Below are 13,175 nucleotides of genomic sequence, written 5' to 3'. Positions count from 1 at the left end.
ACACCATGACCGACGGACTCCTGGCCGCCGACGGCCTACTGCTGCCACCCGGCGTGGGCGAGCCGGTCCAGCCCGGCATGACCATGAAACTCGGCGCCGACCGCTCCGACGCCTGGTCGGCCTTCGAAGCCGAGGTCCCACCGGGTTTCGACGTCGGCGCGCACTGGCACGGCCACGCCGAGGAAATCTTCTACGTCGTCGAGGGCGAACTGAACCTCCTCGCCTTCCACCCGCAAGCCAAGGCCATCGGCGACTGGCTGACCTGGGAAGCCGAGGACGGCACCACCGTCTACCGCGGCGGCCCCGGCTCCTTCATGTACGTCCCCACAGGCTGCCCCCACGCCTTCTACAACCCCGGAACCACCACGGCCAAAATGCTTTTCCTGGTCACCCCCTCCGGTCACGAGAAGTACCTGGCCGAACTGAGCGAACTCCTGCTCTCCGGCGAGGCCACCCCCGACCTCATCGCGGAGGTCCGCCTCAAGCACGACATCCACCAGCTGACGCCGCTGCAGAATCGCCCGGTGGACTGAGCGACAGCCCGATCGGCAACTCGGTGGCTTCCGATGCATCCGATCGCTGCCCCGGTAACTCGGGGCAGCGATTCAACTTGAAACACGAAGATTTCAAATACGATCCGCACTCATGACCTCGAAAACCTGGGTGCTCCGAACAGGATTCGCCGTCGTCGCCTTCGCAGCTGCGCTCGCCGCCGCGGGCCCGGCCACCGCCGGCATTCCCCTCGGTCCGTCCTCGTCGGCCGCGGACCCGGTCTACCTCGACAACGAGCCGGTACAAGCCAGTCCGCTCGCCGTCTTCCTCGGTTGGGCACTGGGCTCGGCGTCTCGCGCTACCGCCGCGCCGATCCCGAACACCGGGTCCTTCGGGGGGACCGGGTCCGCGAACCCGCTGCTGCCACCCGGCACCTGACTCGGAGCCGGTCCCGGTTCCAGCAACTGTGAACTGGGAATCGGCGGCACGTGCTACGACCCCAACGGACCCCACTGACCGAAGCGACACCACCTGCCCGGGCGGGGCAAAGAGAAGGCCCCTCGCGCATCGGAAACCGATGGGCGAGGGGCCTTTTCGTGTATGTCAGGCGATTACGCCTGGCCGACCTCGAAGCGGGCGAAGCGGGTGATGGTGACACCGGCCTCGTCCAGCAGGGCCTTGACGGTCTTCTTGGAGTCGGTGACCGAGGCCTGCTCGAGCAGCACGACGTCCTTGTAGAAGCCGTTGACGCGGCCTTCGACGATCTTCGGCAGCGCGGCCTCCGGCTTGCCCTCTTCCTTGGCGGTCGCCTCGGCGATCTCGCGCTCCTTGGCGACGAGCTCGGCCGGGACGTCCTCGCGGGTGAGGTACTTGGCCTTGAGGGCGGCGACCTGCATGCCGGCGGCGCGGGCGGCCTCGGCGTTGTCACCGGTGTACTCGATCAGCACGCCGACGGACGGCGGCAGGTCGGTGGCACGCTTGTGCAGGTAGACGGTGGTCTGGCCGTCGAACACGGCGACGCGGCGCAGCTCGAGCTTCTCGCCGATCTTGGCGGCCAGCTCCTGCAGCACCTGATCGGCGGTCTTGCCGTCGACCTCGACCGCCTTCAGGGCGTCCAGGTCGGCCGGGCGAGCCTTGGCGGCCGCCGCGACGATCGCGTTCGCGACGTCCTGGAACTCCTGGTTCTTGGCCACGAAGTCGGTCTCGGAGTTGATCTCGACCAGGACGCCGTCCTGCGAGACGACCAAGCCCTCGGCGGTAGCGCGCTCAGCGCGCTTGCCGACATCCTTGGCGCCCTTGATGCGCAGGAACTCGACGGCCTTGTCGAAGTCGCCCGCGTTCTCCTCGAGCGCCTTCTTGCAGTCCATCATGCCGGAGCCGGTGAGCTCGCGGAGCCGCTTCACATCGGCGGCGGTGTAGTTCGCCATCTCGGGCGAGCCTCCCTTTGTGAGTGAAAGTCTGTGGTGGTCAACCTTGCCGACCGTTTTCGTACGAGAACGGTCGGCAAGGTGAACAGATGCCTCGCGGCGGGTGGATCAGAAGTCGGCCGGGGTCTTGGTGGCCGGGTCTTCCTTCAGCTCCGCCTCGGCAGCGGTCTCCGGGGCAGCCTCGGCGGCGGGGGCAGCCTGAGCCAGCAGCTCCTGCTCCCACTCGGCCAGGGGCTCGCCGGCGCCGGCCTCGGGCTTCGAGTCACCGGCGGCACGCGAGGCACGAGCCTGCACGCCCTCGGCGACGGCCGACGCCACGACCTTGGTCAGCAGCGCGGCGGAACGGATCGCGTCGTCGTTGCCCGGGATCGGGTAGTCGACCAGGTCGGGATCGCAGTTGGTGTCCAGGATCGCGATGACCGGGATGTTCAGCTTGCGAGCCTCGCCGACGGCGATGTGCTCCTTGTTGGTGTCGACAACCCAGATGGCCGAGGGAACCTTGGCCATGTCCCGGATGCCGCCCAGGGTGCGCTCCAGCTTGTTCTTCTCACGCGTCAGCATGAGGATTTCCTTCTTGGTGCGACCCTCGAAACCGCCGGTCTGCTCCATCGACTCCAGCTCCTTCAGGCGCTGCAGCCGCTTGTGGACGGTCGAGAAGTTGGTGAGCATGCCGCCCAGCCAGCGCTGGTTCACGTAGGGCATGCCGACGCGGGTCGCCTCGGAAGCGATCGACTCCTGGGCCTGCTTCTTGGTGCCGACGAAGAGGACGGTGCCGCCGTGGGCAACGGTCTCCTTGACGAACTCGTAGGCCTTGTCGATGTAGGTCAGCGTCTGCTGCAGGTCGATGATGTAGATGCCGTTGCGGTCGGTGAAGATGAACCGCTTCATCTTCGGGTTCCACCGGCGGGTCTGGTGACCGAAGTGCGCGCCGCTGTCGAGCAGCTGCTTCATTGTTACGACAGCCATGGCTCCGTAACTTCCTCTCGTTGCTGGTTGACACAGGAATCGGCGATTCCTGTCCTGGCGCCCACGGCCACCGGAACCCTCCGAAAAAGAATCAGGGGACCAGCCGGCGACACTCACTGTGGGCGCGCGAAGTCGGTTCGCATTCACGCAAACCGCTGGACCAGTTTACGCAGTGGTGGCCCCAGACCGAAATCGCCCCTGGCGGTCACCGATGAGCGGGTGCTGAGCCGCAGGTCAGCGGCCTATCGTGAGGTCATGCTCCGGACCTCGCGACTGACGCTTTCGCCACTGCGCGGCGGCGATCACGACGCGCTGCTGCGGCTGTGGCGGATGCCGGAAGTTCGCGAATTCCTCTTCGACGGGGAGGTGCTGTCGAGCGCGCAGGTCGCCGCGATCATCGCCGACTCCGAAAAGGATTTCGCCACCGAGAATTTCGGATTCTGGGGGCTGCGGGAGACCGGGGTGGACGAAATTCTGCTCGGCACGGCCGGTCTGCGACGGCTGGACGGCGGGCCGGAACTCGAGGTCGTCTACAGCCTCGATCCCGGGTACCGGGGTCGCGGGCTGGCGAGCGAGGCCGCCGCGGCGGTCGTGTCCTACGCCTTCGAGGTGCTCGGGCTCGACCGCGTGCTCGCCGAGATCGACGAGGGCAACACGGCCTCGATCGCGGTGGTCGAGCGACTGGGCATGCGCGCGTTCGAGACCGTTCCCGGCGTACTCGGACCGATGATCCATTACTTGCTCGAAAAGCCAGCGTCAGGTGTCGGTCATTGCGGCTAGCCTCTGGATGCGGGTTATGGCTCCCAACTCTCAGCGGCACCCTCGATGTCCCACCTGGTCAACGAATTTCGAGTCAGACGGGACTCTTCAGACACCAAGGAGCAATGTGTTCGGGCAACGACCCACCGGCAAGTTCCTCTATTGGTCGGACCGCGCGATCCAGACCGTGGCGAGCGAGAACGGCGTCGAGCTCCGCGGACGCCCATCCTGGAGTGTCAATGTCAACCTGAAGTTCCTCCAGTTCGGGACCAAGCCGCCCGAGAACCCCACCCGTGACCTGCTAGAGGAATCCAAGAGGCTCGAAGCCGCCATCCCCGCCGTCGCAGACTTCGATACCCCACCCCGGGCGCACTTCGCCAAAGGCTGCGACAGCGTTTCCTTCGCCAAGTTCGACAACCCCTACGCCAAGAACGAGGGCGCGCTCCTCCACGTCCGGACATACTCGCAATCGGGTCGCCGCGTGGATCTTTGCCTTTTCGGCAGCATGGACAATGTCCGCGGTTTCGCACCGTATGACAGTTTTCCGCACGGATGGACCTCCTCATCCGCCGCTCCGATCGGCGAACTCGTCACCAGCCGAGGAAAAGAGAACACAGCCCACTGGCTCAACGACAAGGACAAATGCATCGAGGCCTTGAAGGTTGCCCTCTACCAGGGATCCACCGGCAGAGACGAAGAGCACGAGGGCAGACCGGCGAGCCGCGGATTCACTGTCGGCCACGCAGACAGGTGCGAGTATTTCGCCGAGATATACGCCGATGTCCTCCTGGGCAAGGACGACAAGCGTCATGTTCACGACGAGCTGGCCCTGGCCGAGCGAATCATGATCGGCAGGCCGCTGTGGGTCCGGTCGCTCGCTCCCGGCTCGGTTGTGCGGTACGCCGAGGTTCGACGAAGAAAAGTCAGGCAGAAAGCCAACATTCTCCGCCGCGCCGGAATTATCGGAAATGCGGAACAGTTAGAACATCAACCCCAGCAAGGCCAGACGATGATCTGGTAATACCATCGCCGCCCGCTTCGTTCACCGACCGACGTAGCGGAATCGCGCTATCGGGTGAGTGGAGTTGGCACTATTCACAATTGATTGTGTCATACACACTCGCCGAAGTGGACGTGGCATGCCCTCATTCGAGCGGGCACGCTGATTCGCATGGGTCCGATCACGACGATTTCAGCCGTCCTGAGCACGATGTTCCTGGCCGCGCCGAGCCCGGTGGCGTCGGACGGCGATTTCGACTGGCCCCTACAGCCCCGTCCGTCGGTGGTTCGCCCCTTCGACAACCCCGAACACGACTGGCTCCCGGGCCATCGCGGCGTGGACCTGGCGGGCAGCGACGGCCAGACGGTGCTGGCGGCGGGCGACGGCGTGGTCGTGTTCGCCGGATCCGTGGCCGACAAGCCGGTCATCTCCATCGACCATCCCGGCGGCCTGCGCACCACCTACGAACCGGTCTCCCCCGCAATTCCGTTGGGCCGCCGTGTAACTCGCGGCACCCCCATCGGAACCCTGCGACCCGGCCACCCGCCCTGTTCCCCCTGCCTCCACTGGGGCGCACGCCGCGACCGTGAATACCTGGATCCGCTGGGACTCCTGCGGCACACTCCCGTGCGCCTCAAACCCCTGACCCCGGAACCACCGCACGGCTGAGAACCCACCTCGCACCGGAGACCCCCATGCCCGCATCACGAGACCACTCTCACGTCGCGTCCCCCGGCTCCCGGCGCGAGGATGAAGCCATGTCGCAACAGCCCGCTGCCGTGCCGTTCACCTACACCGATGTCGGCGCGACCGCGGGCGAATTCCCGCCCGGCTACGACCATTTCCAGCTGCGCCGCCGCATCGGCTCGGGCCGGGACCTCTTCGAGCGGGCCGGTGAGCAGATCCGCGCCTACCGAATCCAGCACGGCACCGGCATCTTCCAGTACGCGAGCACCCCGACCGCCGAACCCGGGACCGACCTCACCGTCCGCCTCGGCGTCGGCCCATTCGGCATCACCGCCCCCTGCCGAGTCGTCTACGTTCTCGACGAGCCCAATCGCCGCGGCTTCGCCTACGGCACCCTGCCCGGCCACCCCGAGAGCGGCGAGGAGCTCTTCGCCGTCGAATACGACCCCGCTGACGACACGGTCAACGGCCTCATCGCCGCTTTCTCCCGCCCGGGCGTCTGGTACGTCCGACTCGGCGGCCCGATCGTCCGCCTACTCCAACGCTGGTTCGCCCACCGCTACATCGCCACTCTCCGACCCCGCTGACCCGCGCCGAAGCTGGAGGAAAACGCGTTTGCCTTGACGTCGGCGTCAAGGTTTAGCCTGGCCGCAGCAGTCCCGAGAGGAGATCCCATGCGCATCGGAGAGCTGGCCGAGCGCGCCGGTACGAGCACGCGGACGATTCGCTACTACGAGCAACACGGGCTTGTCCGGCCCGGGCGATCGGCCAACGGTTACCGCGTCTTCGATGAGCAAGAGCTCGAGATCGTACGGAAGATCCGGGCATTGCTGGAGTTGGGTTTCGACCTGGTCGATGCCCGTCCGTTCGTCACCTGTCTGCGCAGCGGCCACCGGTCCGGCGACGAATGCCCCGAATCCGTGGAGTCCTTGCAGGCCAAACTCGCCGAGATCGACGAAGCGATCGACAAGCTCTCGACCGCGCGGCAACAGCTGAGCGCGCGAATCCGCGCCGTGGCCGACACACCCCCGAAATGCGAGTTCTCCCTCTAGAACTGCTGGTCACGGTCGAGCCCTTGTGGCGATGACCGACTCCCCTCAGTACCAGGAAGGCATATGTCATGCGGTTCGCGGTCAGCTACGGCACGGCGTTCAACGGCACCGATCCCGATCGCCTCGTAGCGTTCGCCCAGCACGCGGAAAACCTGGGGTTCGAAGCGCTCTACGTTCAGGACCACATCGCGCTGTATCCCGGCGCCGACTACGGCGCGGGCCCGCTGCCGCCGACGCTGCCGTATCTGGATCCGCTGGATTGCCTGGGCTTCGTCGCCGCGACCACGCACAAGCTTCTACTCGGAACCGGCGTACTGCTCCTGCCGTATCGGCATCCCGTGGTCCTGGCCAAGCGACTGGCCACCATCGACATCCTGTCCCGCGGCCGAATGCGGCTGCTCACCGTCGGCCTCGGCGCTCTGCCCAAGGAAGCCCACGCGATGGGGGTGGATTTCCGCAGCCGGGGTCGCCGAACCGATGAGGCCATCGATGTACTGCGCCTGCTGTGGGAGGGCGGCCCGGAGGGCGTCGGCTACCACGGCGAGTTCTTCGACTTCGACGACCTGTGCAGCTATCCCAAACCGCACGAAACACCCACGCTGCCAATCCATATCGGTGGCTCCAGCGCAGCGGCGGCAGTGCGGACCGGACGCCGCGGTGACGGCTACTTCGCCGGTGGCAGGCTGACCGAGGACGAACGTGACCGCCAGATCGAACTGGCCCGCAAGACAGCCGTCGAGGCGGGCCGCGATCCGGCCGAAATCGAGTACACCCGTTGGGGATCAGCCGGGATGTCCCTCGAAGACGTCGAGAATCTCGCCGACCACGGGGTGAACCGGCTCGTGGTCGGCTTCGCCGGTGCCGACCCCGCCCAGCAACACGACCAGATGTCGGAATTCGCCGAACGATTCCACCTCTCCCCCATCGCTACGGCGTGACTCCGGTGCTCCCACCCGGCACGCCGAGCGAACCTCGATCACGACGCGGGTCGTAGCCGGCATTGTCAGTTGCCGGTGAGATGGGTGGTGAGGGCGGCGGCTTCGGCGCGGAGGGCGGCGGCGCGGTCGAATCCGCCGGGGAGGGTCTCGTATTCCTTTGCGGCGGTGAGGCGATCATCGATTTCGGCACGGACGATGGCCGCGACGTCGGCCTCGGTGAGCTCGCGGCGCGCGACCTCGGCGGTACCCAGACCGACCGCACTGTTTTCGATGGCCCCGGCGCGGATTTCGGAGCCGTCCACCGCCTCGGCATTGTCGATCGCGGCAAGGGCCGAGCGGAGGGCAGCGGTGGCTGCACGGTCGCGGGCCTTCATCGCGGCGGGGAGAGCGGTGCGCAGGCGGTCGCGAAGGGGGCTGGTCTCGGCGGTCATGATCGGGACCGTACGGCGGCAAACCGGTCGCGTCGAGTATTTTTCGCAGTCAATCGGCGGCGAGTCGGGCGGTGGCCTCGTGGTTGATCTCGGTGATGCGGAGCGAGAAATCGAGGATGGTGCGGAGTTGCTCGTCGGTGTAACCGGCGAGCAATTGCTCTGTCTGCCGCGCGAATTCGACGAAGAAGCGAGCGCCGCCGACCATGTGGTGCTCGTTCACCTCGACGAGGACCTTGCGGCCGTCGTCCGGGTGTTTGGCGCGGCGCACGAAACCCTTCTGCGCCAGGCGATCCAGTAGATACGTGGTGGTGTTGGGGGCCAGGCCGGAGCGGCGGGCCAGCTCGCCCGCGGTGAGCGGGCCGGTGCGCTGCAACAACTCCAGGGTCTTCTCTTCGACGGCGGACAGGCCGAGGTGTTCGGCGACCGCCGCGTGGTGCATGACCGCGGCGGTACTCATGGCCCGGCCCGCGGCCATCACCTGGGCGATCAAATCGTCTCGGGCTGTGGACATTCGAGACCTTTCCAAGGGTGCACGAGCATTGCCGCCGAGCGTACTATTAATTTCATTCAATTGATTGAACTAGTTGGGATCGATCATGACCAAGGCGTTGATCATCGGAGGAGGCATCGCGGGGCCCGTCACCGCGATGGCGCTGCAGCAGGCGGGCATCGATGCAGTTGTCCACGAAGCACATTCGAGTGGAGCCGAGGGACTGGGCAGTTTCCTGACCCTGGCCACCAACGGCGTCGACGCACTGGCCGCCATCGGGGCGGACAAGCGGGTACTGGCCTCGGGCTTCCCCACACCGGGCATGGTGCTCAGGAGCGCGGGCGGACGCAAGCTCGGGACCGTCGCCACCGGCTCACCACGCCACGACATTCCACCCAGCCAGACCATGCGCCGGACGGATCTGTACGAGGCGGTGCGCAATGAGGCCGCGGCCAGGGGCATTCCGTTCGAATACGACAAGCGGCTGGTGGACGCCCGGGAGACAGCCACCGGGGTGCAAGCGATATTCGCCGATGGCAGTGCGGCCCTCGGCGATCTGCTGATCGGATGCGACGGCATCCATTCGACGGTCCGAGGGCTCATCGACCCGCAGGCACCCGCACCTACCCACACCGGCGTCACCGGTAGCGGCGGCTACACCTTCGGCGTGCCGGTGCGAGCCGACCCGAATGCCGTCACCATGATCTTCGGCAAGCACGGCTTCTTCGGTTACGCCGCGGCGTCCGCCGAGGAGGTGTGGTGGTTCGTCAACCTGCCCGCGGCTGTCGGCCCGACCTTCACCGGCGGCGATCTACGGGATTGGCTCGCATCGTTTTTCGCGGATGACGCGGGCCCCGCCGCCCGGCTCATCGCGGCGGGCGAGGACCTCATGCCGTTGACCGACATCTACTACCTGCCGCATCTGCCGCACTGGCACAGCCAGCGGATGATCGTCATCGGCGATGCGGCGCACGCCCCGTCCGGAAGCTCCGGACAGGGCGCGTCACTGGTGATCGAGGACGGCGTGATGCTCGCCCGCTGCCTGCGGGATCTACCGATCCCCGAGGCATTGCGGCGCTTCGAAACGCTGCGACGCCCGCGGGTCGAGGAGATCATCGAACGGGCGGCGAAGGTGAACCGCACCAAGGCCGCAGGCCGGGTGGAGCGGGTGGTCCAGGGCTTGTTCCTGCCGATCGTGTTGCCGCTCCTGGCGCGCGGCAAGTCCATGCGCCGCACCTACGAACATCACATCGACTGGGACGAGCGCGTGGCCTAAACGCCTGCGGGGGCGGCCTTCTCGCGTTCGGCGAGCTCGGACTTCCAGCGGCGGAAGCCCTCTTCGGTGCGGCCGCGCCGCCAGTAGCCCGAGATCGAGGACGCCCATTCGGCGGGGACGCCGCGTTCCTTGCGAATGTAGGGGCGCAGGTCGTGCATGACGGCCTGCGCTTCGCCGTGGATGAAGACCTGTACCCGGCCCTCGTGCCAGGGGGCGGAGCGGACGGCGGCGGCCAGCCGCTCGCCCGGTGCGGCCTCGCCGCGATGAATCCAGGTCAGCTCCACGCCTTCCGGATGAGCGAAGGAGAGTTCGTCGGCGGGACCGGCGACCTCCACGAAGACCTGCCCGACCGCGTCGGTGGGCAAGGCCGCGCAGGCGGCGGCGATGGCCGGCAGCGCGGATTCGTCGCCGGCCAGCAGGTGCCAGTCGGCGTCGGCGCGCGGCGCGTACCCGCCGCCGGGGCCCATCAGCTCGATGGTGTCGCCGGGCTCGGCCGCCGCGGCCCACGGACCGGCCACCCCCTCGTCGCCGTGATAGACGAAATCGATGGCGATCTCCTGCGCCGCCGGATCCACCTCACGCACGGTGTAGGTGCGCACGGTGTCGCCGTCGGCGCCCGGGAAGACGAGCTTGACGTAGGCGTCGGTGAAGTCGTTGGGCTGGAAGGACGCGAAGCCGGGACCGCCCAGCCGAACCCGGATCAGGTGATCGGTCAGGCGGATCGTGTTCTGGACCACCAGCGTCGTGCGTGCGCGTGCCAAGAGGCCACCTCCATAATTAGGATTACCTAAGTGACGCTAGCACGAATTCCGATAGGTCGTCGATACCTAAATCGATATGCCGTTGATCATGGGATTCCGGCGATCAGAGATGCCAGCGCCGCGGCCAGGCGATCTATTCCCGGGCCGGGCGGGCCACCGGGTTCGGCCAGGTACAGATCGCGGCGGATCTCCACCATGAGCGCGGAGACCAGCGGCTCCCGCCCGTAGAACTCCAGCGGCACATAGGTTCCCGCGAACGGGCTGTTCACGCCGATGCCGCCGAAGTCCACGAAGGCCCCGGCGGCGCGGGTGAGCAGTTCGGGCGGCGTGTGAAAGGCGTCCGCGCCCAGGCAGATCGGCGGGCGGGGGCCGTCGCCGTGGAGTTCATAGGGCAGCCGCTCGGCCGGATAGGAGTGGACGTCGATGATCACGACGCGACCGACGGCCGAGAGCCGGTCGGCGACCAGCTCGGTCATGGCCCGGGCATAGGGGTGGAAGTAGCGGTCCAGCAAGGGATCCGGATCGAAATCGGCCGCACGCAGCGGGGCGCGGTCCGTGGTGGCCGTGTACACCGCGCCCATGCCGACCGCGCGCATCTCCTCGCGCTCATCCGGGAACCGTTCGGGATCGACGACCAGGCGGGACAGCCGGTTCACGAATCGCCAGGGCCGCACCGGAGCGAGGTCCGCCGCGAGTTCGGCCAGCCGGGCGGTGTGCGCGTCGGTGATCGCGCCGAGTTCCGCGGCGAGCGCGCGATCGTCGAGCAGCAGGTCCGCGCGCACGGCCGCGGGAATCGTGCGCGCGGAATGCGGTACGTGCAGCACCACCGGTGAATCGGCGGCCCCGGGCAGCAGCTCGACCGAGTCGGGTAGGTCGCTCGGGCCGGTCATGTCAGGCGCGGGGATGGGCTTGGTCGTGCACCTTCTTGAGCCGGTCGATCGAGACGTGCGTGTACAGCTGCGTGGTCGCCATGCTGGCGTGCCCCAGGATCTCCTGCACCACCCGCAGATCCGCCCCGCCCTCGAGCAGGTGGGTGGCCGCGGTGTGCCGCAGCCCGTGCGGCCCGATGTCCGGTGCGCCGGGAATCGCGGAAACCACGTCGTGCACAACCGTTCTGGCCTGCCGCGGGTCGATCCGCCGCCCCCGCCGCCCGAGCAGCAGCGCCCGCCCCGACTCCGGCGTCGCCAGCGCGGCGCGCCCGAACCGCAGCCACGCCTCCAACGCCTGCTCGGCCGGCCCGCCGAACGGCACCGCCCGCTCCTTGTTCCCCTTGCCCAGCACCCGTACCAGCCGCCGCTCCCGGTCCACGTCCTCGACGTCCAGCCCGCACAGCTCGCTGACCCGAATCCCCGTGGCGTACAACATCTCCACGATCAGCCGATCCCGCAGAGCCATCGGATCCTGTTGCGCCGCGCCCGATTCCGCCGCCTCCATCGCCGCACGCGCTTGCTCCTTGCCCAGGACGGAGGGCAATACCCGATGCGCCCGCGCCGAGGCCAGCCGCGGCCCCGGATCCACGGCGAGTCGTCCGGTGTGGGTCAGCCACGCTGTGAAGGTCCGCGCCGACGAGGCCCTGCGAGCCATGGTGGTCCGCGCCACGCCCTGCGCCGCCTGCGCCGCCAACCACGATCGCAGCAACGGCAGATCCACCTCCCCCACACCGGAATCCACGGCCCGGTTCAGCAGATGCTCGAGCAGTCCCCGCGCATCCCCCACGTAGGCCCGCACCGTGTGCTCCGACCGATTCCTCCCCAACCGCAGATGCCGCCCATATTCGGCCAGCAACGCCTCCAAATCCTCGGGCAGCTCACTCATTCCCCCACGCTGACCCGAATCCCGCCGCATGGCAAGCGCCCTCGCCGGTGAGCGGCCTCACCCGGCCCCGGCACGCGGTACCGATTGCGGCACCTGGACACCCGCTCACACCGGGCGACCTTCGCGGCGAGGCCCTACCGGGTGACCCGGATCAGGTGCGGGTTCGCACCGCCGATTCAAGCGATCCGGTCCTCGATATCGGCGGCGGTGCCGGACACCGATGCGGACGACGGTTTCGGCTGTGCGGTCAGCCGTCGATGCGGGCGACCGTCTCGGCGACGCGTTCCAGGTGATCGGCCATGGCCAGGCGCGCCTCCTCGGCGGAGCGGGCCTGGATCGCGCGCACGATCGCCTCGTGTTCACGGTCGGAGTCGGCGCGGCGGTCCTGGGTCAGGTTGAGGAACTCCGACTGCACGTCGAGGGCGCGGCGGGTGTCGGCGACCATCGAGGTCAGCATCTTGTTTCCGCTGGCCGCGGCGATGGCGGTGTGCAGTTCACCGTCGTAGCGGACCCATTCCCGGGCGTCGCCGGTGGCGGCCAGCTTGTCCAGGAGGGTGAACAGCCGCTCCAACTGGTCGGGGGTGTGGCGCTCGGCCGCGAAACCGGCGGCGGGAATCTCCACCAGGCGGCGGGCCTCGATGAGGTCTCCGGCGTCGATGCCGGCGAAGGTCAGCTGCGGCTTCTCCTCGACGGAAATCACGAAAGTTCCTCGGCCACTGCGCGTTTCGGTGAGCCCGAGAATCGCGCAGGCCTGCAGGGCCTCACGCACCACCGGTCGGCTGACGCCGAATTCCTTCGCCAGGGCGATCTCACCGGGCATGCGGTCACCGACGGCGTACTCACCACCGGTGATCAGGCTCTTGAGTCGACGAAAGACCGCTTCGGTAGCGCCGATGCGCTGCACACGTCCCTCTTCGACAGTCACGCGACCAGTATGGGCGACCCGGCTCGAGCCGCGCAAAACACCGGCGACCGGTGAGTCATCCCGCCATTGACAGCGAGTGTGACGCCCATTACCGTTCACCTGTCTTACAGCCTGACAGCCTTACTGCCTGAGCGCTCATTCCTCGCTCGCGGAGGC

The 13,175-nt window shown here is 67.6% G+C and carries 17 protein-coding genes; 9 read left to right on the top strand and 8 right to left on the bottom strand.

Annotated elements, in window-relative coordinates; all coding sequences use genetic code 11:
- Positions 1–5 precede the first annotated feature (5 nt).
- Both GPX89_RS05085 and GPX89_RS05080 read left to right on the top strand, forming a co-directional pair.
- Positions 6–533, top strand: coding sequence for a cupin domain-containing protein (locus GPX89_RS05085; RefSeq protein ID WP_157355360.1), 528 nt, complete (start codon positions 6–8; stop codon positions 531–533).
- Positions 534–645: 112 nt separating this feature from the next.
- On the top strand, positions 646–930 hold the full coding sequence (locus GPX89_RS05080; protein WP_157355359.1) for a hypothetical protein: 285 nt from the start codon (positions 646–648) through the stop codon (positions 928–930).
- A gap of 173 nt (positions 931–1,103) precedes the next feature.
- Here the strand turns inward: GPX89_RS05080 and tsf are convergent, their stop codons facing one another.
- Entirely contained in the window at positions 1,104–1,919 is an 816-nt protein-coding gene (gene tsf / locus GPX89_RS05075; RefSeq protein ID WP_157355358.1) for a translation elongation factor Ts, read from the bottom strand.
- A gap of 108 nt (positions 1,920–2,027) precedes the next feature.
- Complete coding sequence (gene rpsB, locus GPX89_RS05070; RefSeq protein ID WP_157355357.1) at positions 2,028–2,885, bottom strand: 30S ribosomal protein S2; 858 nt, start codon at positions 2,883–2,885, stop codon at positions 2,028–2,030.
- A 255-nt stretch (positions 2,886–3,140) separates the two neighbouring features.
- On the opposite strand from rpsB, the gene GPX89_RS05065 reads away from it, so the two are divergent.
- The 6 genes from GPX89_RS05065 to GPX89_RS05040 all read left to right on the top strand — a co-directional run bounded on the left by GPX89_RS05065 (position 3,141) and on the right by GPX89_RS05040 (position 7,321).
- Positions 3,141–3,665 (top strand): GNAT family N-acetyltransferase, encoded by a 525-nt coding sequence (locus tag GPX89_RS05065; RefSeq protein ID WP_157355356.1) that lies wholly within the window; start codon positions 3,141–3,143, stop codon positions 3,663–3,665.
- A 106-nt stretch (positions 3,666–3,771) separates the two neighbouring features.
- Complete coding sequence (locus tag GPX89_RS05060) at positions 3,772–4,665, top strand: hypothetical protein (protein WP_157355355.1); 894 nt, start codon at positions 3,772–3,774, stop codon at positions 4,663–4,665.
- Between the two features lie 150 nt (positions 4,666–4,815).
- Positions 4,816–5,313, top strand: coding sequence for a M23 family metallopeptidase (locus GPX89_RS05055; protein WP_157355354.1), 498 nt, complete (start codon positions 4,816–4,818; stop codon positions 5,311–5,313).
- Positions 5,314–5,402: 89 nt separating this feature from the next.
- Complete coding sequence (locus GPX89_RS05050; RefSeq protein WP_157355353.1) at positions 5,403–5,918, top strand: DUF1990 family protein; 516 nt, start codon at positions 5,403–5,405, stop codon at positions 5,916–5,918.
- 87 nt (positions 5,919–6,005) lie between these two features.
- A complete protein-coding gene (locus GPX89_RS05045; protein ID WP_157355352.1) occupies positions 6,006–6,383 on the top strand; it encodes a MerR family transcriptional regulator in 378 nt (125 codons plus the stop codon).
- 68 nt (positions 6,384–6,451) lie between these two features.
- Entirely contained in the window at positions 6,452–7,321 is an 870-nt protein-coding gene (locus GPX89_RS05040) for a TIGR03619 family F420-dependent LLM class oxidoreductase (protein WP_157355351.1), read from the top strand.
- 65 nt (positions 7,322–7,386) lie between these two features.
- On the opposite strand, the gene GPX89_RS05035 is transcribed toward GPX89_RS05040, so the two are convergent.
- Together GPX89_RS05035 and GPX89_RS05030 are read right to left on the bottom strand one after the other, a co-directional pair.
- Positions 7,387–7,752 carry a GatB/YqeY domain-containing protein gene (locus tag GPX89_RS05035; RefSeq protein WP_157355350.1) on the bottom strand — a complete coding sequence of 122 codons (366 nt, stop codon included), beginning with the start codon at positions 7,750–7,752 and terminating at the stop codon, positions 7,387–7,389.
- Positions 7,753–7,801: 49 nt separating this feature from the next.
- Positions 7,802–8,263 carry a MarR family winged helix-turn-helix transcriptional regulator gene (locus tag GPX89_RS05030; protein WP_157355349.1) on the bottom strand — a complete coding sequence of 154 codons (462 nt, stop codon included), beginning with the start codon at positions 8,261–8,263 and terminating at the stop codon, positions 7,802–7,804.
- Between the two features lie 85 nt (positions 8,264–8,348).
- Here GPX89_RS05030 and GPX89_RS05025 point away from each other — a divergent pair, with 85 nt between their 5' ends.
- On the top strand, positions 8,349–9,518 hold the full coding sequence (locus GPX89_RS05025; protein WP_157355348.1) for an FAD-dependent monooxygenase: 1,170 nt from the start codon (positions 8,349–8,351) through the stop codon (positions 9,516–9,518).
- On the opposite strand, the gene GPX89_RS05020 is transcribed toward GPX89_RS05025, so the two are convergent.
- From GPX89_RS05020 to GPX89_RS05005, 4 genes are all read right to left on the bottom strand, one after another.
- Positions 9,515–10,279: a siderophore-interacting protein gene (locus tag GPX89_RS05020; RefSeq protein WP_157355347.1), complete on the bottom strand. Its 765-nt coding sequence runs from the start codon at positions 10,277–10,279 to the stop codon at positions 9,515–9,517. The two genes, GPX89_RS05025 and GPX89_RS05020, sit on opposite strands and share 4 nt — an antisense overlap.
- 86 nt (positions 10,280–10,365) lie before the next feature.
- Complete coding sequence (locus GPX89_RS05015; protein ID WP_157355346.1) at positions 10,366–11,169, bottom strand: N-formylglutamate amidohydrolase; 804 nt, start codon at positions 11,167–11,169, stop codon at positions 10,366–10,368.
- A gap of 1 nt (position 11,170) precedes the next feature.
- Complete coding sequence (locus GPX89_RS05010; protein ID WP_157355345.1) at positions 11,171–12,094, bottom strand: tyrosine recombinase XerC; 924 nt, start codon at positions 12,092–12,094, stop codon at positions 11,171–11,173.
- A 247-nt stretch (positions 12,095–12,341) separates the two neighbouring features.
- The gene (locus GPX89_RS05005) at positions 12,342–13,019 is read right to left on the bottom strand and encodes a FadR/GntR family transcriptional regulator (RefSeq protein ID WP_198347261.1); all 678 of its coding nucleotides are present in this window, start codon (positions 13,017–13,019) and stop codon (positions 12,342–12,344) included.
- Between the last annotated feature and the right edge of the window lie 156 nt (positions 13,020–13,175).

It is taken from the genome of Nocardia terrae (assembly GCF_009760405.1).
In the GTDB taxonomy this organism is placed as follows: domain Bacteria; phylum Actinomycetota; class Actinomycetes; order Mycobacteriales; family Mycobacteriaceae; genus Nocardia; species Nocardia terrae.
The sequence above is the reverse complement of the archived record's forward strand: the minus strand, read 5'-3'. Positions and strand labels throughout refer to the sequence as shown.